The organism is Pseudomonas sp. YuFO20 (genome assembly GCF_035064975.1).
GTDB lineage: Bacteria > Pseudomonadota > Gammaproteobacteria > Pseudomonadales > Pseudomonadaceae > Aquipseudomonas > Aquipseudomonas putida_AE.
The window spans coordinates 34773-55572 of sequence record NZ_JAXDEO010000040.1; the positions used below are offsets into that span (position 1 = coordinate 34773).

At 59.7% G+C, this 20800-nt stretch carries 18 protein-coding genes and 1 other RNA gene; 9 read left to right on the forward strand and 10 right to left on the reverse strand.

Annotation, left to right across the window (positions count from 1 at the left end):
- Window positions 1-23 precede the first annotated feature (23 nt).
- The 7 genes from ssrA to SOP85_RS21460 form a co-directional block, all read right to left on the reverse strand.
- Window positions 24-426: a transfer-messenger RNA gene (gene ssrA, locus SOP85_RS21430) on the reverse strand.
- A gap of 95 nt (window positions 427-521) precedes the next feature.
- On the reverse strand, window positions 522-797 hold the full coding sequence (locus SOP85_RS21435; RefSeq protein WP_323628160.1) for a hypothetical protein: 276 nt from the start codon (window positions 795-797) through the stop codon (window positions 522-524).
- Between the two features lie 241 nt (window positions 798-1038).
- Window positions 1039-3852 (reverse strand): FAD-binding and (Fe-S)-binding domain-containing protein, encoded by a 2814-nt coding sequence (locus SOP85_RS21440; protein ID WP_323628162.1) that lies wholly within the window; start codon window positions 3850-3852, stop codon window positions 1039-1041.
- Entirely contained in the window at window positions 3849-4520 is a 672-nt protein-coding gene (locus SOP85_RS21445) for a LutC/YkgG family protein (protein ID WP_323628163.1), read from the reverse strand. The genes SOP85_RS21440 and SOP85_RS21445 overlap by 4 nt, the downstream gene beginning before the upstream one ends.
- The gene (locus SOP85_RS21450; protein WP_323605473.1) at window positions 4520-5974 is read right to left on the reverse strand and encodes a LutB/LldF family L-lactate oxidation iron-sulfur protein; all 1455 of its coding nucleotides are present in this window, start codon (window positions 5972-5974) and stop codon (window positions 4520-4522) included. The genes SOP85_RS21445 and SOP85_RS21450 overlap by 1 nt, the downstream gene beginning before the upstream one ends.
- Window positions 5971-6795, reverse strand: a complete 825-nt coding sequence (locus SOP85_RS21455) for a (Fe-S)-binding protein (RefSeq protein WP_274074085.1) — start codon at window positions 6793-6795, stop codon at window positions 5971-5973. The genes SOP85_RS21450 and SOP85_RS21455 overlap by 4 nt, the downstream gene beginning before the upstream one ends.
- 151 nt (window positions 6796-6946) lie before the next feature.
- Window positions 6947-8641: a lactate permease LctP family transporter gene (locus SOP85_RS21460; RefSeq protein ID WP_323628164.1), complete on the reverse strand. Its 1695-nt coding sequence runs from the start codon at window positions 8639-8641 to the stop codon at window positions 6947-6949.
- A gap of 263 nt (window positions 8642-8904) precedes the next feature.
- On the opposite strand from SOP85_RS21460, the gene SOP85_RS21465 reads away from it, so the two are divergent.
- Window positions 8905-9672, forward strand: coding sequence for an FCD domain-containing protein (locus tag SOP85_RS21465; RefSeq protein ID WP_323628166.1), 768 nt, complete (start codon window positions 8905-8907; stop codon window positions 9670-9672).
- A gap of 125 nt (window positions 9673-9797) precedes the next feature.
- On the opposite strand, the gene smpB is transcribed toward SOP85_RS21465, so the two are convergent.
- A complete protein-coding gene (smpB, locus tag SOP85_RS21470) occupies window positions 9798-10280 on the reverse strand; it encodes an SsrA-binding protein SmpB (protein WP_008057382.1) in 483 nt (160 codons plus the stop codon).
- Window positions 10281-10398: 118 nt separating this feature from the next.
- Here smpB and SOP85_RS21475 point away from each other — a divergent pair, with 118 nt between their 5' ends.
- The 3 genes from SOP85_RS21475 to SOP85_RS21485 are packed head-to-tail and all read left to right on the forward strand — an operon-like array spanning window position 10399 to window position 12551.
- Entirely contained in the window at window positions 10399-11802 is a 1404-nt protein-coding gene (locus SOP85_RS21475) for a sodium-dependent transporter (RefSeq protein WP_323628167.1), read from the forward strand.
- A 7-nt stretch (window positions 11803-11809) separates the two neighbouring features.
- Window positions 11810-12244: a type II toxin-antitoxin system RatA family toxin gene (locus tag SOP85_RS21480; protein ID WP_274074081.1), complete on the forward strand. Its 435-nt coding sequence runs from the start codon at window positions 11810-11812 to the stop codon at window positions 12242-12244.
- Window positions 12237-12551, forward strand: coding sequence for an RnfH family protein (locus SOP85_RS21485; protein ID WP_274074080.1), 315 nt, complete (start codon window positions 12237-12239; stop codon window positions 12549-12551). The genes SOP85_RS21480 and SOP85_RS21485 overlap by 8 nt, the downstream gene beginning before the upstream one ends.
- Window positions 12552-12610: 59 nt before the next feature.
- Here the strand turns inward: SOP85_RS21485 and SOP85_RS21490 are convergent, their stop codons facing one another.
- Window positions 12611-13138 carry an outer membrane protein assembly factor BamE gene (locus tag SOP85_RS21490; protein WP_274074079.1) on the reverse strand — a complete coding sequence of 176 codons (528 nt, stop codon included), beginning with the start codon at window positions 13136-13138 and terminating at the stop codon, window positions 12611-12613.
- A gap of 97 nt (window positions 13139-13235) precedes the next feature.
- Between SOP85_RS21490 and fur the strand changes: the two genes are divergently transcribed.
- Window positions 13236-13640, forward strand: a complete 405-nt coding sequence (gene fur, locus SOP85_RS21495) for a ferric iron uptake transcriptional regulator (protein ID WP_003197684.1) — start codon at window positions 13236-13238, stop codon at window positions 13638-13640.
- Window positions 13641-13821: 181 nt separating this feature from the next.
- On the opposite strand, the gene recN is transcribed toward fur, so the two are convergent.
- Window positions 13822-15495: a DNA repair protein RecN gene (gene recN / locus SOP85_RS21500; protein WP_274074078.1), complete on the reverse strand. Its 1674-nt coding sequence runs from the start codon at window positions 15493-15495 to the stop codon at window positions 13822-13824.
- A gap of 240 nt (window positions 15496-15735) precedes the next feature.
- Here recN and grpE point away from each other — a divergent pair, with 240 nt between their 5' ends.
- The 4 genes from grpE (at window position 15736) to dapB (ending at window position 20554) form a co-directional block, all read left to right on the forward strand.
- Complete coding sequence (gene grpE / locus SOP85_RS21505) at window positions 15736-16302, forward strand: nucleotide exchange factor GrpE (protein ID WP_274074077.1); 567 nt, start codon at window positions 15736-15738, stop codon at window positions 16300-16302.
- Between the two features lie 102 nt (window positions 16303-16404).
- Window positions 16405-18321: a molecular chaperone DnaK gene (dnaK, locus tag SOP85_RS21510; protein ID WP_274074076.1), complete on the forward strand. Its 1917-nt coding sequence runs from the start codon at window positions 16405-16407 to the stop codon at window positions 18319-18321.
- Window positions 18322-18615: 294 nt separating this feature from the next.
- A complete protein-coding gene (gene dnaJ / locus SOP85_RS21515; RefSeq protein ID WP_274074075.1) occupies window positions 18616-19740 on the forward strand; it encodes a molecular chaperone DnaJ in 1125 nt (374 codons plus the stop codon).
- Window positions 19741-19750: 10 nt separating this feature from the next.
- A complete protein-coding gene (gene dapB / locus SOP85_RS21520; RefSeq protein ID WP_323628168.1) occupies window positions 19751-20554 on the forward strand; it encodes a 4-hydroxy-tetrahydrodipicolinate reductase in 804 nt (267 codons plus the stop codon).
- The last annotated feature ends 246 nt before the right edge of the window (window positions 20555-20800 follow it).

Below are 20800 nucleotides of genomic sequence, written 5' to 3' on the forward strand. Positions count from 1 at the left end.
GTGGACGTCTTTAGATGATGAAGTGGTGGAGCCGGGGGGATTTGAACCCCCGTCCGCCAGTACTCCGCTGTCGGTACTACATGCGTAGCCGTGTCTATTAAGTTAACCCTCAGCGACCCGACGGGCAGGGTGCTTTGGGCGAGTTGTGTAAGTTTTAGCCGCTTCGTCCACAACGTACTGCACGGCGATTCTGTTCTATATGACAATCACTTTGGGTTTACAGACATCCCCTGGTGATTGCTGGACCCGAAGGTACCAGAAGCTCAGGTTCTCTAAGGCTGCTTACGCAGCGATAGCGAATTGTTCCTGGCCGTAGTTTTCGTCATTGGCAACTATAAGTAGTTGCAACAGTGGATTTACGAGTTCTGTTACCAACTCGGCATGCACCTAAAGTTTCGCAACCGGCGTCGAATCCTAAACGGCCCCGAACTCATTGCTCGTGAATCGTATGAGCAACAAGCCTGTACAGTGTACGTCAATGTGGCACGGAAGGCCAACCCGAAGGTTGGCCTTGCCTTGGATCAGTTCCGGGTAGGGTTTCGAACCTCTTCCTTGGAAAGGATGCTGCTGGTGATTTCAATGCAATCCTTCTCATTACCGCTGGCTCGTGCTGCTTTGGCTTTTTCCTGTGCGGCCTTGACGCTGTCCATGGTGGTTTCGGGTATGGAAGGCGCGCTTTTAACGAAATCGTCCAGTTTTTGGATATTCCCATCACAAAGATCTTTATCCGCCGCGAACACCGGCGATGCCAACAGTGCAGCAGAAATGAACAATCCAGCCATTGCAGAGTGCTTCATGGGTATCTCCTTGCGCATGAGGGCTCGGTGCTGCCGGTGAATCGGGCTGCCAGCCGAGGTGGTTATAAGCCCGATTAGAGGGCCTAGCTAAATGACTATAGCCGCGCGCAGGAATTCGGTTTTTTTTTGCGATTTTGTGGGGTAAGAATTTGTAGGAGCGAGCTCGCGATGGATCTTGGGGTAACGAGTTTATCCAGACAGCACGCGTTATCGTTGACGTCCATCGCGAGCAAGCTTGCTCCTACAGGGTGGGGCGCGCTTGGGTTACGCGGTCTACCAGGTACACCAGGCTGTGGTAATCGATTCCACCATGCTGACTCAGGCCGATTTCGCAGGTGCGGCTGGTGGAAATGCCTTCGCTGCAATTCTGCACCGCGTCCTTCAACGTGCGCAGCGAGTGCGCGTTCAGCTCGGGGGTGGTAAAGCCCTTGTCGCCGGCGAATCCGCAGCAGTGAATGCCTTCGGGGATGACCACGTGGTTGCTGCATTTGCGCGCCAGATCGATCAGCGCCTGGCTTTCGCCAAGGTGCTGGGTGCTGCAGGTGACATGCACCGCGATGGGCGCGTCCTGCGGTGTGAACTGCAGTCGATCCATCAAGTGCGTACGAATGAAGCGCACCGGGTCGTAGAGGTCCAGGCGCACATCGCCCAGGTCCTGGGTCAGGCGCAGCGTGCAGGGGCTGGTGTCGCAGTAGATCGGGTCGAGTCCGCCACGGCTGGCGTGGAGCAGGGCGCCGATCAGTTCCTGGCGTTTGTGTTCGGCCTGTTCGGCATAACCCTTGGAGGCGAACGGCTGGCCGCAGCAGAGGTTGTCCAGGTTGTCCGGGAAGACCACCTGGTAACCGGCTTTTTCCAGCAGGCCGCGGGTCTTGTCGTACAGCGACATCTGTTCCTTGTCGCCCGCCGCCGGCCCCATCGCGCGTGAGACGCATGCGGCCAGGTACACCACGCGCGGGCGTTCGTCGGTCACCGTCGGGCTGAAGCGAATGGCTTTTTCCGGCTGCGGCATGGCGTTGGTCCATTGCGGGACCTGACCCTTGGACAAGCGCGTCAAGGTCGCCGACAACTTTGCCAGGCGCGGCGCCCCCAGCAACATCCGTGCGCCATTGGCCACGTGCAGGGTGAAACGCGCACCTTGCAGCGCCGTGGCGAAATTGCCTTCAAGCCAGTTGGCGGTTTTCGTATGAGATGCGTGTAGGCCGCGAAGCTTTTTCACCAGCTCGCCGGTGTTGATTCCCACAGGGCAACGCTGGGCACAAAGACCGGTGGCCGCGCAGGTATCGATGCCCTGGTATTCGAAGGCCGCTTCAAGTTCGCGGGTATCGACGCCGGCGCGTTTCTTCGCCTGGATGTCCCGCCAGATGACGATGCGCTGGCGCGGGCTCAAGGTCAGTCCTTTGGACGGGCAGACCGGTTCGCAGAAGCCGCATTCGATGCACTTATCCACAATCTCGTCGGCGGCGGGTAAGGGTTTCAAGTGCTTGAGGTGGATCTGCGGGTCTTCGCTGAGAACCACGTCCGGATTGAGTATGCCGTTGGGATCGAGCAGGCGCTTGAGCTGCCACATCAACTGATAGGCGTCGCTGCCCCATTCCAGTTCGACGAAGGGTGCCATGTTGCGCCCGGTGCCGTGCTCGGCCTTCAGTGAACCGCCGAACTCGACCGCCACCAGTTGCGCCACGTCGTCCATGAACGCCTGGTAGCGTGCGACTTCTTCCGGGTTGTTGAAGCCTTGGGTGAAGACGAAGTGCAGATTGCCTTCCAGTGCATGTCCGAAAAGGATCGCTTCGTCGTAGTGATGTTTGTCGAACAGTTCGATCAGTCGGTTCACGCCGATGGCCAGTTGTTCCACCGGGAAGGTCACGTCCTCGATAATCACCGTGGTTCCGGTTTTGCGCACCGCGCCGACGGCGGGGAAGGTGTCCTTGCGGATCGCCCAGAGTCGGGCGTTTTCCAGCGGGTCTTCGGTGAAATCGACTTGTTTCTCCACCGGGAAGTCGGACAGTGAGGCCATGATCTGCGCCAGTTGTTCCTGCAACAATGAGGAAGACGCGGCGCGGGATTCGATGAGCAGGGCGCAGGCATTGTTCGACAGCTGTTGTACGAAAGCGGGCATGCCGGGTTTGTTCTGCACTGAGCGCAGGCTGCGCCGGTCCAGCAGCTCTACCGCTGACACCGGTTGGCTTTTAAGCACGGTGACGGCGTTGCAGCAGGTTTCCACATCGGGGAATACGATCAGCGCCGAGGCCTTGTTCGGATGATCGATCACCGTGTCGTAAGTCACTGCGCTGATAAAGCCGAGGGTGCCTTCGGAGCCCACCAGCAAGTGGCTCAAGATATCCACAGGCTCGTCGTAATCCACCAGGGCGTTGAGTGACAGGCCGGTGGTATTTTTCAGACGGTACTTGTGGCGAATTTTCGCAGCCAGATCGGCATTGGCGCGGGTCTCGCGGCCCAAGGTCGCGAGACGCTCCAGCAGGTCGCCATGACTGGCGCGAAACGCCGCGACACTCGCAGCATCTTCGGTATCGAGACGGCTGCCGTCGGCCAGTACCAGGCGAATGCCGGCCAGGGTGTGATAGGTGTTTTGTGCCGTGCCGCAGCACATGCCGCTGGCATTGTTGGCAACGATGCCGCCGATTTTGCAGGCGTTGATCGAGGCCGGGTCCGGGCCGATCTTGCGCCCGAACGGTGCCAGCCAGGCATTGGCCTGCGCGCCGATCACCCCCGGTTGCAGGCGGATTTGTGTGCCCTGGCCACGGATCTCGCGACCGTTCCAGTTATCCCCCAGCACGATCAACACCGAATCGCTGATGGCTTGCCCGGACAGACTGGTGCCGGCGGCGCGGAAGGTCACCGGCACCCGATCGCGTTGCGCCAGTTTGAGCAGCGCCACCACTTCCTCTTCGGACTCGACGCGAATCACCAGTTGTGGAATCAGGCGATAGAAGCTGGCATCGGTGCCGAAGGCCAGCGTCGACAGCGGATCGTCGAAACGTCGTTCCTGGGGAATCAGTTGCTGCGCATCGCGCAGGAAAGCGGCTGGTAGACTCATTGGTCCTCCAGGATCAGCACCACCAGGTCTTTCGGACCGTGGGCGCCGTAGGCCAGGACTTGCTCGATGTCAGCGGTTTTCGACGGGCCGGACACCAGCAAGGCATTGGTCGGCATGCCCTGGGCCCATTCGAATTCCTGTTGTACCTGATAGAAATTGTCGCGGATTTCACTGGCCTTGAGCAGGGCGAAATGCACCGGGGGCGCCAGGCTCATCAGGCGCGGTTCTTCCCGCGTCGGCCAGATAATCAGGCTGCCCGTGGCGGCGATTGCACCAAGGGTGGTGGTCAGGCTCGCCGGGGTATCGTTGAACAGTTCGGCTTTCCATTCTTCAACCGGACGGTTGTAGGCCTTGAGCGCCGGCAGCCCGGGATTTGTCGCCCAGTGCTGCGTGACACGTTGCCCATGCGGCGTAGTCGGGGCGATCAACAGGCTGGGCAGTTGGCGCTCCTGCAGCAGTTTCGCCAACACCGCCGGCCAGTCTTCGCCGGACGTCAGATGGATTTCCGTGTGTACCGCTTCCATCAGTTTGCGCAGCTGCGGGATGCGTTGCTCCGGGGTGTAAGTGTAGGGCTGGGTCACCAGATCGACATCGAAGTCGTCCGCCACTGGCGTGGTGCCTGTCAGACTTTTACGCAATTTGGCGAGGATGTTTTGCTTGGCGCTCATCAACGGTCTCCCTGTTTGGCCAGATGCTCGCGGGCCATGTCATGCAGTGAGCGGGCAGCGGGTTTTGGCGCGCTGTGGTTTTGCGTCCACGGGCCGACATTCCTTGGCGTCAGGGCGCGCAGGCGAGTCGCCGCCAGGACGAACAGGCGATACAGCGTCGGCGAGCTGTTGAGCCTGGCCCAGGCGTTCCAGATGAACCGCTCCTTGCGCGAGTACTTGCTGCCCTGGCCGCGCATCACTTGATGAGGGCTGTCGGGCGCCTTGACGTTTTCTTCCCGCAGGCGACGCAGCAGTGAAGGAATCGGAATCTTTACCGGGCACACCTCACCGCAGGCACCGCACAATGAAGAGGCGCTTGGGTGGTCCGGGACTTTCGCCAGGCCAACCATGTGCGGGGTGATGATTTTTCCGATAGGGCCGGGGTAGACCTCGCCGTAGGCATGGCCGCCGATTCGAGTGTAGACCGGGCAATGGTTCATGCAGGCGCCGCAACGGATGCAGTTCAGGGTCTGGCGCAGTTCGCTGTCGGCAAAGGCCTGGCTGCGACCATTGTCGAGCAATACCAGGTGAACTTCCTGAGGGCCGTCGAGCTCATGCGCCTTGCGCGGGCCGGAGATCATGTTGACGTAGGTGGTGATCGGGATGCCCAGGGCCGAGCGGGTCAGCAACGACAGCAGCGGCACTACGTCGCGCAGGTTCTCCACGACTTTTTCGATGCCGGTGACGGCGATGTGCACCGGTGGCACCGTGGTGGTCATGCGGCCGTTGCCTTCGTTTTCCACCAGCAGCAGGGTGCCGGTCTCGGCCACGGCGAAGTTGACGCCGGAGACGCCGATGTCCGCTTCGAAGAATTTCTGCCGCAGGACCCTGCGGCCGATCTGAATGAGTTGGTCAACGTCCTTGGTGTATTCCACGCCAAGTTTGTCGTGGAACAAGGACGCGACCTGACCGGCATTCTTGTGGATCGCCGGCATGATTATGTGTGAAGGCTTCTCGTGGTCGAGCTGGACGATGTACTCGCCCATGTCCGATTCCAGGCATTCAATGCCCTGTTCAGCGAGGACGTGGTTCATCTCCATTTCTTCGCTGACCATCGATTTGCCCTTGATCACTTGCCGCCCCTCGTGAGCGCGGATGATCGAGAGGACGATGCCATTGGCTTCGTCCACCGTTTCCGCCCAGTGCACTGTCACACCGTTGCGGGTCAGGTTTCGTTCAAGTTGCTCGAGCAGGTCGGGCAACTTCGATAAAGCTCGGGCGCGGACAGCATTGCCCAGCGCGCGCAAATGTTCTCTTTCATGGGCATCGCTGAACGCCGCGGCCCGTTTGATCATCAGTGAATCCATCGCCTTGCGGAAGTTGCCTCGCAACTGCGCATCACCCAAGGCCTCGTGAGCCCGGCTGCGGAAGTCTTCTTCTACGGCGACCGTAGGAATAATCTCGGCGGCGCTCATTGGGCACCCCCGGTACGCTGCCAGAGGAAACTGGCCAGGTGTTGGCCGCGCAACGCTTCTTTCTGTTTCTCCAGCGAGCCGTTGATATTCATCAGGCAACCGCAATCGGCACTGAGTACCTGGTGCGCGCCGGATTCCTTCAGCGAGCGGGTCTTGTCGGCCACCATCGCCCCGGAAATGTCTGGCATTCGGACGCTGAAAGTCCCACCGAAGCCACAGCATTCGCTTTCGTGACTGTGCTCGACTCGTTCCACGTTGCCCAGTTGCGCCAACAGTTCGCGGCCGTGCAGGTGGGTGTTCATTTCCCGGCGGGCCGAACACGAGGTGTGCAGCGCTACCTTCACCGGCGTGCCACTGTCCTTGAACTGCACTTTGCAGACAAATAACAGGAACTCGGCCAGCTCGTAGGTCCTGGAAGCCAGTGCCTGAACCTGCTTCAAGGTGTCCGGTTCGTCCTTGAACAAGTCGGCATAGTGTTCGCGCAACATGCCCGCGCAGGAACCCGAAGGCACCACCACCGGATAATCCCCGGCGAACAGCGCCAGTTGAGAGCGCGCCACGGTCCTGGCCTGCTCGGTGTAACCCGAGGTGTAGGCCGGTTGCCCGCAGCAGCTTTGCCCTTGCGGGTACTCGACACGGATGCCTTCGCGTTCCAGCAAGTGGATCGCGTCCATTCCGGCTTGCGGGTAGAACAGATCCACTACGCAGGTGCCGAACAGGTACACCCGTTGCGGTTTTTCGCTGGGGTATTGCCGAGGCTCGGGCAGTGGCGGGGCGACGCGGGTCGCATTCGGCACAGCGTTGTAAAAAAGCTCGCTCATCAGGCGTGTCTCCGGGTGGGCCCGGTTATCCGTCCGCTGAGGCCGCTGAATATAGACAGAGATTCTTTCAGCAGCCTTGCAGACCGGGTGGTGAATAGCTGACGCCGGGGTTGTGGCCCGGCGTCGGTTTTTTCCTTGTCGCCTGTAGGACTCAGTGCACCAGCATGCCGGTGAACCAGTAGGCCTGGGCCAGGGTGATCAGGCCGACAATCGTTGCAAAGAACAGGCTGTGCTTGAGGGTGAAGCGGAACAGGTCCGATTCCTTACCCACCAGGCCAGTCGCGGCGCAGGCCACGGCGATCGATTGTGGCGAGATCATCTTGCCGGTCACGCCGCCGCTGGTGTTCGCTGCCACCAGCAAGGTGTCGTTGACGCCGATCTGGTGGGCGGTGGTTGCCTGCAACGAACTGAACAGCGCGTTGGACGAGGTATCGGAACCGGTCAGGAACACGCCCAGCCAGCCGAGGAACGGCGAGAAGAACGGGAAGGCGGCGCCCGTGCCGGCGAGGACCAGAGCCATGGTCGAGGACATGCCCGAGTAGTTGGTGACGAACGCAAAGGCCAGCACCATGCCGATGGACAGGATCGGCCAGCGCAGTTCGTAGAAGGTCTCTTTCAAAGTGGTCAGACCAGTTCTGAGGTTGATCTTCAGGACCAGCATCGAGATCAGCGCCGAGAAGAAGATCGCGGTGCCGGTGGCGGAAATCGGGTCAAGCTTGAACACGGCCGGGAGGGCGGTCGGCGCGGCCACGATCGGCGCGACCTTGATCACCAACTGATCCAGGTGCGGAATGGCGAAGTTGAACACGAAGCTGTACATCGAGCCACCAGCGGCAAACATCGCCTTGAACGGCTTGAGGGTCCAGATGGTCACCAGCACGGTCAGGATCAGGAACGGCGACCAGGCTTTGAAAATTTCCCCCAGGCTGTAAGGCGAAGCTACGGTAGTGCGTTTCTGGCCGAAGCCACCGGCGCTGGCGCTGACCACGGAAGCCGACACGGCACCGACGATGTGCTGGCCGGCGGCGCGTTTGGGCTGCCAGACCTTGAGGAACAGGGTCAGGGAAATCAGGCTGGCCAGGGCCGACGTGATATCCGGCAGTTCCGGGCCGATGAAGTTGGAGGTGAAGTATTGGGTCACGGCGAAGCTCAAACCTGCGACTAGCGCTGCCGGCCAGGTTTCACGGACGCCACGCAGGCCATCCATCATGAACACCAGCCAGAACGGCACGAACAGCGACAGCAGTGGCAGCTGGCGACCGGTCATGGCGCCGATCTTGAAAGCGTCGATGCCGGTCACTTGCCCGGCGACGATGATCGGAATACCGAGGGCGCCGAAAGCTACCGGTGCGGTGTTCGCGATCAGGCACAGGCCCGCGGCGTACAGCGGGTTGAAGCCCAGCCCTACGAGCAGCGCCGCGGTGATCGCCACCGGTGCGCCGAAACCGGCCGCGCCTTCGAGGAACGCACCGAAGCAGAAGCCGATCAGCAGCACTTGCAGGCGCTGGTCGTCGGTGATCGACAGCACCGAGCTGCGGATCACTTCGAACTGGCCACTCTTGACCGTCAGTTTGTAGAGGAATACCGCCGCCACGATGATCCAGGCGATCGGCCACAGGCCATAGGCAAAGCCATACCCGGCGGCGGCGAGCGCCATGTCCACGGGCATCTTGAAGGCAAGGATCGCCACCAGGATCGACAAGGCCAGGGTGATGCTGCCGGCCACGTGTCCTTTGAGACGGAACACGGCCAGGGCGAGGAAGAAAAACACGATGGGAATGACGGCTGCGAGTGCGGACAGGCCGAGGCTGCCGAGCGGGCTGTAGAGCTGTTGCCAGGTTTGCATATGGGGTGGCCCCTAATTGTTGTTGGTCAGGCACTGATCAGCGTTCTTGGTTAATTGGTAATACCAAATTACAATCGCTGTTGGCTAGGGTAAAAGCGTTGTAGGCGGTGTGTCAATTTGCCGCCCTAAAACTTTTGTCGTAGGCAGGGTTTTGCGCAGGATCTGGCCTGTTCGGGAAATGCTCGCGTGGCAGGTGCCTGCGCCGCATGGATAGGCCAGAATAGAGCCCCGGCGCACCGTCGGGTTGTTGGAGAAAATGAGTTATGGCGTTTGATCAGATTCGGCAGCGCCGTTTGTCTGACGATATTGTCGAGCAGCTCGAGGGGATGATCCTCGAGGGCACGCTGAAGGCGGGTGAGCGCTTGCCGGCCGAACGCGCGTTGGCCGAGCAATTTGGCGTTTCTCGTCCATCGTTACGCGAAGCCATTCAGAAGCTGACCGCCAAGGGCCTGTTGGTCAGTCGTCAGGGCGGCGGCAATTACGTGGTCGAATCCCTGGGCACTACCTTCAGTGATCCCCTGTTGCATCTGCTGGAAAGCAACCCCGAAGCCCAGCGCGACCTGCTGGAGTTTCGCCACACGCTGGAAGCGTCTTGCGCCTATTACGCGGCGTTACGCGCCACCGACGTTGACCGCGAGCGACTGACCGCGGCGTTCAATCAATTGCAGGACTGCTATTCGCGCCACGATGAAGTCAGTCGGGCGGAAGAGGGCGCGGCCGATGCCAGTTTTCATCTGGCGATTGCCGAAGCCAGTCATAACGCGGTGTTGCTGCACACCATTCGTGGCCTGTTCGATCTGCTAAAGCGTAACGTAGTGACGAACATCGGCGGCATGTACAAGCAGCGCACCGAAACCCGCGACATGCTGATTACGCAGCACCGGGAGTTGTATCAGGCGATTATCGAAGGCAGGGCGGAGCAGGCGCGGGAAGTCTCCAGTCGACACATCCTGTATGTGCAGGAGGTGCTGGAGGAGGTGCGTCAGGAAGTGCAGCGCGTGGCTCGGGCGGAGCGGCGCAAGGGGACGTAGTCAGACGGTTTGTATCGTTTGCGCGATTGCATTCGCGAGCAAGCCCGCTCCCACATTTGTTTTGTGTCGTTCACAAATCCATTGTGGGAGCGGGCTTGCTCGCGAAAGCGGTCTTAGGGCAAAGACTAATCTTCCTTGCCCTTGTTGCGCACCGCACGCTGCAATTCGCGCCCGGCGTCGCGTTCGCGCTCGGTATCGCGCTTGTCGTATTCCTTCTTGCCCTTGCCCAGAGCGATCTCGCACTTGACCATGTGCTTGCTCCAGTACCAGGACAGGCACACGCAGGCGTAGCCTTTTTGCTGCACGGCGGCGGCAAGCTTTTCCAGCTCCCGCCGGTTGAGCAGCAATTTTCGCGTGCGCACCGGATCGGCGATGACATGGGTGCTGGCGGTCGTCAGGGGCGTGATATGACTGCCGAGCAGCCAGGCTTCGCCATCCTTGAGCAGTACGTAACTGTCAACCAGTTGCAACTTGCTTGCCCGCAGACTTTTTACTTCCCAGCCGGCCAGGACCAGACCAGCCTCGAACCGATGTTCGATGAAGTAATCGTGTCGCGCCTTTTTATTTTGCGCGATGGTCCCTGTTGGGTGTTTCTTCTGTTTAGCCATAGGGGCGGCATTATAGGGAGTTGCGCGCGAGTCGGCTACGGGATTGCTGCGTGCTTGAGCAGGTTGATTGAATCCCGGACAATGCGGCCTCTTTTTTGAACGCTTGGTCGTAATAACGATGTCGACAGACAAGGTTTCTGTCCACGGCAGTTGGGCTAGCCGCTGGGTCTTCATACTCGCCGCGACCGGTTCGGCCGTGGGCCTGGGTAGTATCTGGAAATTCCCCTACATGGTCGGGGTCTATGGCGGCGGGGCCTTCGTGCTGATGTTCCTGGCCTGTATCGCATTGATCGGTGTGCCGGTCATGCTCGCCGAAACCCTGATCGGCCGGCGCGCCCGGCAGAGCCCGGCCAACGCCTTGAAGGTGCTGGCGCTGGAAGCGGGGCATTCGGGCAAGTGGTCCTGGGGCGCGTTTGCCGGAATGATCACGGCGTTGCTGATCCTGTCTTTCTATAGTGTGGTCGGCGGCTGGTCGCTGGACTACATCATCGACATGGGGCGTGGCGACTTCCAGGGAGCGACGGCCGATCAGGTAGGTGCGTACTTTGGCAATGTGATTGCCGATCCATGGCGCCTGACACTTTGGCACACGATTTTCATGCTGCTATCGGCGGTCGTCATCGCCAAGGGCGTGGTGGCGGGACTTGAGCGCAGCCTGCGGATCATGATGCCGCTGCTGTTCGTGATGATCCTTGTGCTGCTGGGCTACAGCATGACCACCGGGCATTTCATGGAGGGCGTACATTTCATGTTCGACTTCCACCCGGAAAAAGTCCTCGACGGCTTGCTGCCGGCCATGGGGCACGCGTTCTTTTCCCTGAGTGTCGGGGTAGGTTCGATCATGATCTACGGCGCCTACATGCCCAAGCATTCGTCGATTTCCGGGACCGTCGTCGGTGTGGCGCTGCTGGATACCTTCGTGTCCCTGGTGGCCGGCCTGGCATTGTTTCCGATTGTGTTTGCTGGCGGCCTGAACCCGAGCGAAGGCCCTGGCCTGATGTTTGTCAGCCTGCCATTTGCCTTTGGTAACGTAGCGTTTGGCCAGTTGATGGGCGTAGTGTTCTTCGTGCTGGTCGCGATTGCAGCCTGGAGTTCGGCCATATCCTTGCTCGAACCCATGGTGGCTTATTTGGTCGAGCGCTCGAAGATCAGTCGCGCCTGGGTCACCTTCTGGCTGGCGTTTACCTGCTGGTTTGTCGGTCTGGGCACCGTGTTTTCCTTCAATATCTGGAAGGAGGCCAAGTTTTTCGTGAACGAAGGCGGGCTGTTTCACCTCTATCAATGGGGTGCGGCGGGCGGCCTGGATTTCTTCGGCGTGATCGATTTCTTCACCTCGCGAATCATGCTGCCGCTGGGTGGATTGTGTTTCGTGGTATTTGCAGGCTGGGTAATGGGGCGTGACGCAGTGCGTGATGAACTGTCGATGCGTAACCCGATGTTGTTTGCCCTGTCCTTGTTCTTGATGCGCTATGTGGCGCCCATCGGCATTCTCGTAGTGTTTGCCGCCCAGCTCTGGAAGTGACGCTGACATGACGACACACATTTCACGTTCGGCCTTGCTGCCGTACCCCGCGCAAGCGCTGTATGACCTGGTCAACGACGTGGCGCGGTATCCGGAATTCCTGCCCTGGTGTTCAACGGCCGAAGTCCTGGAAAGCTCCGCCGAGCATATGCGAGCCAGCGTTGGCGTGGCCAAGGGCGGGCTCAGCCAGCATTTCGTGACGCGCAACACCCTGGTGCCCGGCCAATCGATCGAGATGAATCTCGAAGAGGGGCCGTTCACTCAGTTGCATGGTGTGTGGGTGTTCAAGCCGTTGGGCGAGAAAGCCTGCAAGATCAGCCTGGACCTGTCGTTCGATTACGCAGGCCCGATCATTCGCGCGACCCTGGGGCCGTTGTTCAATCAGGCGGCCAATACGCTGGTGGACGCGTTCTGCCAGCGCGCCAAGCAAATGCATGGTTGAGGCGATGATAGAGGTCGAGGTGGTCTATGCCGCCGTTGATCGCCAGGTGCTCTTGCCGGTGAAGGTGCCGGCAGGCACATCCGTTCGTGCCGCATTGCTGAAGTCCGGTATTGCACAAGCTTTTCCGGAGCTGGAACTGTCGCAGTGCCCGGTGGGGATTTTCGGCAAGGTGGTCGTCCATCCCGACAGTCGCCCGGTGCAACCGGGGGATCGCATCGAGATTTACCGGCCATTGCTGGCGGATCCGAAGGAGGTGCGTCGACTACGTGCGGCCAAGGCTGCCGAGGCTAAAGCGCGAAATCAGTGAGCCGGGTAAATGCCAGGCATTAAAAAACCCGGACATGCCGGGTTTTTTTACGTCGCAAATTATTGCGGCGAGGTTTCCAGAGGTTCTGGAGTCGGAACGGGTACGGTTTCGACACCGTCCACTTCCTTCTGGATCTGATCAAGCAACGAACCTGGCTTGACCGGTTTTTCCGGTTTCGGCTGTTCGACGTTCTCTGCCGGCGCAGTGACGGCAGGGGCGCTGTCCTTGCCCAGAATGGCTTCGTCGCGGCTCATGCCGGGCATGAAGTCGCCAGAAAGGCTGACAAGCTGGTCATTTGGGTTGAAGATAACGCTAATGCGTTCCTGTTGGCGTTCACCGCCACCCGGTTGCAGGCTATACAAGTAATCCCAGCGATCGGCATGGAACGTATCAGTCAGCAGGGGGTTGCCCATGATAAACCGTACTTGCTTTCGGGTCATTCCCGGGCGTAACTGGTCTATCATGTCCTGCGTGACGACATTGCCCTGCTGGATGTCGATTTTGTAAACCCCGGGGAATGAACAACCGGCGAGTGCGAGCAGTCCCACAAAGGTGAAACTGGTTAGCAAGAGCTTGGTGTTTTGCATCGGTGGGCGACTTCCACTATCTTGGCTGGGACAACGTAAACGCCGATCATACCCGCATTAAGAGAAGCTGCGAAGCAGCATCGCGAGAAAGCTGACCATGGTTGAAAATAGCGAACTACGCAAAGCCGGCCTCAAAGTGACCCTGCCACGGGTCAAGATTCTGCAAATGCTCGACTCTGCCGAGCAGCGCCACATGAGTGCCGAGGATGTCTACAAGGCATTGATGGAGGCTGGCGAGGACGTCGGTCTGGCCACGGTTTACCGTGTACTGACCCAGTTCGAGGCAGCTGGACTTGTGGTGCGGCATAACTTCGACGGAGGCCACGCGGTCTTCGAACTGGACGACGGCAAGCATCACGACCATATGGTCAACGTTGAAACCAGCGAAGTGATCGAATTCTTCGACGAAGAAATCGAGCGCCTGCAGAAAGCCATCGTCGACAAGTATGGCTTCGAGATGGTTGATCACAATCTTGTGCTGTACGTGCGCAAGAAAAAGTAAGCATGTCGCGCGAACCCACGGTTCGTGAAACGAACGAAGGCGACCCCAGGGTCGCCTTCGTGCTTTCTGCTGCTTGTGCAGGTTTGGATAGGCCTGTAGGAGCTGCCGCAGGCTGCGATCTTTTGACCTTATAAAAGCAAGATCAAAAGATCGCAGCCTGCGGCAGCTCCTACAGTTCGCTTTAGATTTTTGCGGTGACGACCATTTTCTTGGCGTGAGCCAGGGATTCCTTGGTCAGGTCGATGCCGCCCAGCATCCGGGCCACTTCTTCGACGCGATCGTTCTTGCTCAGTTTGGAGACGGCCGTGCGAGTGGCGTCCGCGCCGCGAACTTTGTGTACAAATAAATGCTGATGGCCCTGCGCCGCCACCTGTGGCAAGTGCGTCACTGTCAGCACTTGGCCGCGCTCGCCGAGACGACGCAGCAACTGGCCGACGATTTCCGCGGTGGGGCCGCCGATGCCCACGTCCACTTCGTCGAACACCAGGGTCGGTACGCGGGAGGTTTGTGCGGTGATGACCTGGATGGCCAGGCTGATTCGCGACAGTTCGCCGCCCGATGCCACCTTCGCCAGGGCTTTCAAAGGCTGCCCCGGGTTCGCGCTAACCAGCAGTTCTACCTGCTCAAGCCCGTTCGGCAGCAATTCATTGCTGTTGTTCGGCCGCAGCTCGATGGCAAAGCGCCCGCCGGGCATGCCCAGGCGCTGGATCTCCTGTTCCACCGCGCTGGCCAGGCTGCTGGAGGCTTGGTGGCGCAGGTCGCTCAACTCCCGAGCCTTCTCCTGATAATGACGGGCATAGGACGCCAGCTCATCGCTCAGTCGCTCGATGGACTCATCGTTGGCGTTCAGGGTTTCGATTTCATCCAGCAAGCGCTGCTGCATCTCGGCGACCTCGGTCGGCTGGATGCGGTGTTTGCGCGCCATGGTGTAGATCGCATCGAGGCGTTCTTCCAGGTATTGAAGGCGCGCCGGGTCTGCGTCGAAGTTATCCAGGAAGCGGTTCAGCTCACCCACGGCCTCTTCAACCTGGATCTGCGCGCTGGTCAGCAGGCTGCTGGCTTCGCCCAGCGCGCCAATCGAGCTGTTCACGCTCGACAGGCGGTTCAGGCTTGCCGTCAGGGCGTTCAGGACATTGCCGGAATCGCTCTCGCTGCATTGTTCCACCACTTGCCGGCAGATACCCAGCAAGGTTTCCGCGTTTGTCAGGTTCTTGTGTTCCTGTTCCAGTTCTTCCAGTTCGTTGTCGCCCAGGCCAAGGTTTTCCAGTTCTTCAAGCTGGTAGCTGAGCAACTGATGGCGGGCGCGTTGCTCATCGCCGGAGTTGGACAGTCGCTCAAGCTCCTGGTGAGTCTGGCGCCAGCGCTGGGCCGCCAGATGAACCTGGCGGGCGAGGTCCGTGGCACCGGCGTACTCGTCGAGCAGGCGGCGGTGGGTGTCGGTCTTTAGCAGGGACTGGTGTTCGTGCTGGCTGTGGATATCGATCAGCAGCTCACCCAGGGCCTTGAGATCGCCCAGCGGGCAGGGCGTGCCGTTGATGTAGCCACGGGAACGCCCTTCGGCGGTGATGACCCGGCGCAAGATGCACGGGCCATCGTTCTCGAGGTCGCGCTCGGCGAGCCAGGCGCTGGCTTCCGGGATGTCGACCAGGTCGAAGGTGGCCAGGATGTCGGCCTTGTCTGCGCCGGGGCGGACCACGCCGCTGTCGGCGCGATCGCCGAGGGTGAGGCCCAGGGCGTCGAGCATGATCGACTTGCCGGCGCCGGTTTCCCCTGTGATCACGCTCATTCCTCGATCCAGTTCAAGATCGAGATGTTCAACGATGGCGTAGTTATGTACGGACAGGTGCACCAGCATGAAGGCCGCTCCCAGGCTTTAGGTCTGGTTATTTATACAGTGTTTTGTTTCTGGCTGACAATGCCCCTCGTTAGCTCGTTTCGCTTGAACCGACGAAATCCTTAGCGCGCTGGGGAATGACAATGCAGAGCTTTTTGTAGGGTTAATCGCATCCAGCCCCTTGAAGCCGGATTTTGCGGCCCCATATAGCTGGACAGAAGCGCGAGTCGAGCTCGCGGACGATATTGAAAGGAGAATTCTATGGCTGACGAACAGACAGTGGATACGCAAAATCTAGACGCCGACCAGGCTTCCCAGGCTTCGGGTGATGACCTGGCGGCTCGTGTACAAGTGCTCGAAGAGCAACTGGCAGCTGCGCAGGATCAGGCTTTGCGTGTAGCCGCCGATCTGCAGAACGTCCGCCGTCGCGCCGAGCAGGATGTGGAAAAGGCTCACAAATTCGCGCTGGAAAAATTCGCCAGCGACCTGCTGCCGATCATCGACAGCCTGGAGCGCGGCCTGGAGTTGTCCAGCCCGGATGACGAAAGCATCCGTCCGATGCGCGAAGGGATCGAGCTGACCCTGAAAATGTTCCAGGACACCCTGAAACGTTATCAGCTGGAAGCGATCGATCCGCACGGCGAACCGTTCAACGCCGTTCTGCATCAGGCAATGGCCATGCAGGAAAGCGCCGACCTCGAGCCGAACAGTGTTCTGAAGGTGTTCCAGAAGGGCTATCAGCTCAATGGACGCCTGCTGCGCCCGGCCATGGTCGTGGTCAGCAAGGCCCCTGCGCCAGTTTCGCCTTCGATTGACGAGCAGGCTTGAAATTAGCCGCGAGGCCCCCATTTAGAAGTCAAGCGTTTAAGTGCTACCGCAGTTAGCCACCACTGCTGCGGCAACCAAATCCAAAGTTTCGGGAGAGTGAACATGGGCAAAATTATCGGTATCGACCTGGGGACTACCAACTCCTGCGTCTCCGTGCTGGAAAACGGCAAGGCCAAAGTTATTGAAAACGCAGAAGGCGCGCGTACCACGCCGTCGATCATCGCGTACGCCAACGATGGCGAAATCCTGGTTGGCCAGTCCGCCAAGCGTCAGGCCGTGACCAATCCGCACAACACCCTGTATGCGGTGAAGCGTCTGATCGGTCGTCGCTTCGAAGAAGAAGTGGTACAGAAAGACATCCAGATGGTCCCTTACAAGATCGTCAAGGCTGACAACAACGACGCCTGGGTTGAAGTGAACGGCCAGAAAATGGCGCCGCCACAAATCTCGGCTGAAATCCTCAAGAAAATGAAGAAGACCGCCGAAGACTACCTCGGCGAGCCAGTGACCGAAGCGGTGATCACCGTTCCGGCCTACTTCAACGACAGCCAGCGTCAAGCGACCAAGGACGCCGGCCGCATCGCCGGTCTGGACGTGAAACGTATCATCAACGAACCAACCGCAGCCGCTCTGGCTTACGGTATGGACAAGGCCAAGGGCGATCACACCGTGATCGTTTACGACCTGGGTGGCGGTACGTTCGACGTTTCCGTGATCGAGATCGCTGAAGTCGATGGCGAGCACCAGTTCGAAGTATTGGCCACCAACGGCGATACGTTCCTGGGCGGTGAAGACTTCGACATTCGTCTGATCGACTACCTCGTCGACGAATTCAAGAAAGAAAGCGGCATGAACCTCAAGGGTGATCCGCTGGCGATGCAGCGCCTGAAAGAAGCCGCTGAAAAAGCCAAGATCGAGCTGTCTTCCGCTCAGTCGACCGACGTCAACCTGCCGTACATCACTGCAGACGCCACCGGTCCAAAGCACCTGAACGTGAAGATCTCCCGCGCCAAGCTGGAATCGCTGGTTGAAGACCTGGTTCAACGCACCATCGAGCCTTGCCGCATTGCGCTGAAAGACTCCGGTATCGAGATCGGCGCGATCAACGACGTGATCCTGGTCGGCGGTCAGACCCGTATGCCACTGGTTCAGAAGCTGGTGACCGAGTTCTTCGGTAAAGAAGCACGTAAAGACGTGAACCCGGACGAAGCTGTCGCCATGGGTGCTGCCATCCAGGGCGCGGTATTGGCCGGTGACGTGAAAGACGTTCTGCTGCTGGACGTCAGCCCGCTGACCCTGGGTATCGAAACCATGGGTGGCGTGATGACCGCGCTGATCGAGAAAAACACCACGATTCCTACCAAGAAATCGCAAGTGTTCTCGACTGCCGACGACAACCAGGGCGCCGTGACCATTCACGTGCTGCAAGGTGAGCGTAAGCAGGCTGCGCAGAACAAGTCCCTGGGCAAGTTCGACCTGGCCGAGATTCCACCAGCACCACGTGGCGTGCCACAAATCGAAGTGACCTTCGACATCGACGCCAACGGCATCCTGCACGTAGGCGCCAAGGACAAGGCCACCGGCAAGACTCAGTCGATCGTGATCAAGGCCAACTCCGGCCTGTCCGACGAAGAGATCGAGCGCATGGTGCGTGATGCCGAGGCCAACGCCGAGGAAGACCGCAAGTTCGAAGAGCTGGCCGCTGCCCGTAACCAGGGCGATGCACTGGTTCACTCGACGCGCAAAATGGTTGCCGATGCTGGCGACAAGGTAAGCGCTGAAGAGAAGACTGCGATCGAAGCTGCCGTGGTTGCCCTGGAAGCCGCTGTGAAAGGCGACGACAAGGCTGCTATCGAAGCCAAGGTTGAAGAGCTGTCGAAAGTCTCCGCTCCAGTGGCGCAGAAGATGTACGCCGAACAGGCTCAGCCAGCTGAGGGCGCGGCACCGCAAGGTGAGTCGGCCGAGAAGGCTGATGACGTGGTCGACGCTGAGTTCGAAGAAGTCAAAGACCACAAGTAAGTTGTTGGTCGGCCGGTTGACTGCCTTGCGGCGGTGACTGGTAGGATGTCGCCGCGCGGGAGCTTGCTCCCGCGTTGGCGTATCTGGAATACGCGAATTTTTACAGCATGCGACAACGTTCGGATGTTGGTGGTATGGCCGGAAATGCTCCTGCTTTTCGCGCCGCAAGTACCGCAAGAATCAAGACCAGGATCGTTGAATTGACGTGAGTTGGGTCCGGGCCTGTATTGGGGCTCAATGAGTTCGGCAGACTCAGGAGGGTTTTGTCGAACGTCCTCAAGAGTGCAGAGACTTATGGCAAAGCGTGACTATTACGAGATATTGGGTGTTGAACGAGGCTCAAGCGAGGCGGACCTGAAAAAGGCTTACCGTCGCCTGGCGATGAAGCACCACCCGGACCGTAATCCTGATGACAAGGCATCGGAAGAGATGTTCAAGGAGGCCAACGAGGCCTACGAAGTGCTGTCCGACTCCAGCAAGCGTGCGGCGTACGACCAGTACGGCCATGCCGGTGTAGACCCGAGCATGGGTGGCGGCGGTGCCGGTTTCGGCGGTCAGAACTTCTCCGACATCTTCGGCGATGTCTTCAGCGACTTCTTCGGTGGCGGTCGCGGTGGTTCCCGTGGCGGTGCCCAGCGTGGCAGTGACTTGCGCTACACCCTGGAGCTGGACCTGGAAGAAGCGGTGCGCGGTACGACCGTGAATATCCGCGTTCCGACATTGGTCAACTGCAAGCCGTGCGACGGCTCGGGTGCCAAGAAAGGCTCCTCGCCAGTGACTTGCCCGACCTGTGGCGGTATCGGCCAGGTGCGCATGCAGCAAGGCTTCTTCTCGGTGCAGCAAACCTGCCCGCGTTGCCATGGCCAGGGCAAGATCATCTCCGACCCGTGCGACTCCTGTCACGGCGAAGGTCGTGTCGAAGAGTACAAGACCCTGTCGGTGAAAGTGCCGGCCGGTGTCGATACCGGTGACCGCATTCGCTTGTCGGGCGAAGGCGAGGCGGGCGCCATGGGCGGGCCGACCGGCGATCTGTACGTGGTGATCAACGTGCGCGAGCACTCGATCTTCCAGCGTGACGGCAAGCACCTGTTCTGTGAAGTGCCGATCAGCTTCGTCGATGCGGCGCTGGGTGGCGAGCTGGAGATTCCGACCCTCGATGGTCGGGTCAAGCTGAAAATCCCTGAAGGGACCCAGACCGGCAAGCAGTTCCGCGTGCGTGGCAAGGGCGTTGCGCCGGTGCGTGGCGGCGGTGCGGGTGACTTGATGTGCCGTGTGGCGGTCGAGACGCCGGTCAACCTGAGCCGTCGTCAGCGTGAAATGCTCGAAGAGTTCCGCAACTCCCTGGCGGACGACAACAGTCATTCACCGAAAACCACAGGCTGGTTCGAAGGCGTGAAACGCTTCTTCGGCGATTTGTAAGGAGACAGGCATGCGACGTATAGCTGTGATGGGCGCCGCCGGGCGCATGGGCAAAACCCTGATCGAAGCCGTGCAGCAAGCGCAGGGTGCCGGTCTGACGGCGGCAGTGGATCGTCCTGACAGCACGCTGGTCGGCGCGGACGCTGGCGAGCTGGCGGCCATCGGTCGCATCGGCGTGCCGCTGTCGGGTGATCTGGATCGTGTGGTCGATGAGTTCGACGTGCTGATCGACTTCACCCACCCGACGGTGACCCTGAAGAACCTCGCCTTCTGCCGTAAGCACAACAAGGCGATGATCATCGGTACTACCGGCTTCAGCGTTGAGGAGAAGCAGTTGCTGGCGGAGGCGGGCAAGGAAATCCCGATCGTCTTCGCGGCCAACTTCAGCGTCGGCGTAAACCTGTGCCTGAAGCTGCTCGACACCGCCGCTCGGGTGCTGGGTGACGATGTCGATATCGAGATCACCGAAGCCCACCATCGGCATAAAGTCGATGCGCCGTCCGGTACTGCCGTACGCATGGGTGAAGTGATTGCCGATGCCCTGGGTCGCGACCTGAAGAAAGTCGCGGTTTACGGTCGTGAAGGCCAGACCGGTGCTCGCGAGCGCGAGACGATCGGTTTTGCCACTGTTCGTGCTGGCGACATCGTCGGTGATCACACCGTGCTGTTCGCCGCCGATGGCGAGCGTGTCGAGATCACCCACAAGGCCTCCAGCCGCATGACCTTCGCCAAGGGTGCGGTCCGTGCCGCTTTGTGGCTGGATGGGCGCGAGCCTGGTCTATATGACATGCAAGACGTGCTCGACCTGCGTTAAGATGCACCCGAAATCGGGCTCGCGCACAGCGTTCGAGCCCGGTTTTATCCCGCCAAGCGACGTCCTGTCGCATTCTCCAGCCTTTAAGGCTCATTGGCGGTAGACCAAAAAGGCCTTTTTCTGTAAGCTACAGCTTTAGTGTGTCCACTAAAAGCGCGCAGAATAATTCAGTGAAGAAGCGGGGTGACGTGTCCATACGTCACTCCGCTTTTTTACAACCTGCGATCGCCCTTTCAGGCTTTATTT

Coding starts and splice junctions, on each gene's coding strand:
- SOP85_RS21435 (WP_323628160.1), bottom strand. CDS start 797: ATGAAGCACTCTGCAATGGCTGGATTGTTCATTTCTGCTGCACTGTTG.
- SOP85_RS21490 (WP_274074079.1), bottom strand. CDS start 13,138: ATGCAAAACACCAAGCTCTTGCTAACCAGTTTCACCTTTGTGGGACTG.
- SOP85_RS21445 (WP_323628163.1), bottom strand. CDS start 4,520: ATGAGCGCCAAGCAAAACATCCTCGCCAAATTGCGTAAAAGTCTGACA.
- dnaK (WP_274074076.1), top strand. CDS start 16,405: ATGGGCAAAATTATCGGTATCGACCTGGGGACTACCAACTCCTGCGTC.
- smpB (WP_008057382.1), bottom strand. CDS start 10,280: ATGGCTAAACAGAAGAAACACCCAACAGGGACCATCGCGCAAAATAAA.
- SOP85_RS21480 (WP_274074081.1), top strand. CDS start 11,810: ATGACGACACACATTTCACGTTCGGCCTTGCTGCCGTACCCCGCGCAA.
- SOP85_RS21465 (WP_323628166.1), top strand. CDS start 8,905: ATGGCGTTTGATCAGATTCGGCAGCGCCGTTTGTCTGACGATATTGTC.
- SOP85_RS21455 (WP_274074085.1), bottom strand. CDS start 6,795: ATGAGCGAGCTTTTTTACAACGCTGTGCCGAATGCGACCCGCGTCGCC.
- grpE (WP_274074077.1), top strand. CDS start 15,736: ATGGCTGACGAACAGACAGTGGATACGCAAAATCTAGACGCCGACCAG.
- SOP85_RS21460 (WP_323628164.1), bottom strand. CDS start 8,641: ATGCAAACCTGGCAACAGCTCTACAGCCCGCTCGGCAGCCTCGGCCTG.
- recN (WP_274074078.1), bottom strand. CDS start 15,495: ATGCTGGTGCACCTGTCCGTACATAACTACGCCATCGTTGAACATCTC.
- SOP85_RS21485 (WP_274074080.1), top strand. CDS start 12,237: ATGGTTGAGGCGATGATAGAGGTCGAGGTGGTCTATGCCGCCGTTGAT.
- SOP85_RS21440 (WP_323628162.1), bottom strand. CDS start 3,852: ATGAGTCTACCAGCCGCTTTCCTGCGCGATGCGCAGCAACTGATTCCC.
- fur (WP_003197684.1), top strand. CDS start 13,236: ATGGTTGAAAATAGCGAACTACGCAAAGCCGGCCTCAAAGTGACCCTG.
- SOP85_RS21450 (WP_323605473.1), bottom strand. CDS start 5,974: ATGAGCGCCGCCGAGATTATTCCTACGGTCGCCGTAGAAGAAGACTTC.
- SOP85_RS21475 (WP_323628167.1), top strand. CDS start 10,399: ATGTCGACAGACAAGGTTTCTGTCCACGGCAGTTGGGCTAGCCGCTGG.
- dapB (WP_323628168.1), top strand. CDS start 19,751: ATGCGACGTATAGCTGTGATGGGCGCCGCCGGGCGCATGGGCAAAACC.
- dnaJ (WP_274074075.1), top strand. CDS start 18,616: ATGGCAAAGCGTGACTATTACGAGATATTGGGTGTTGAACGAGGCTCA.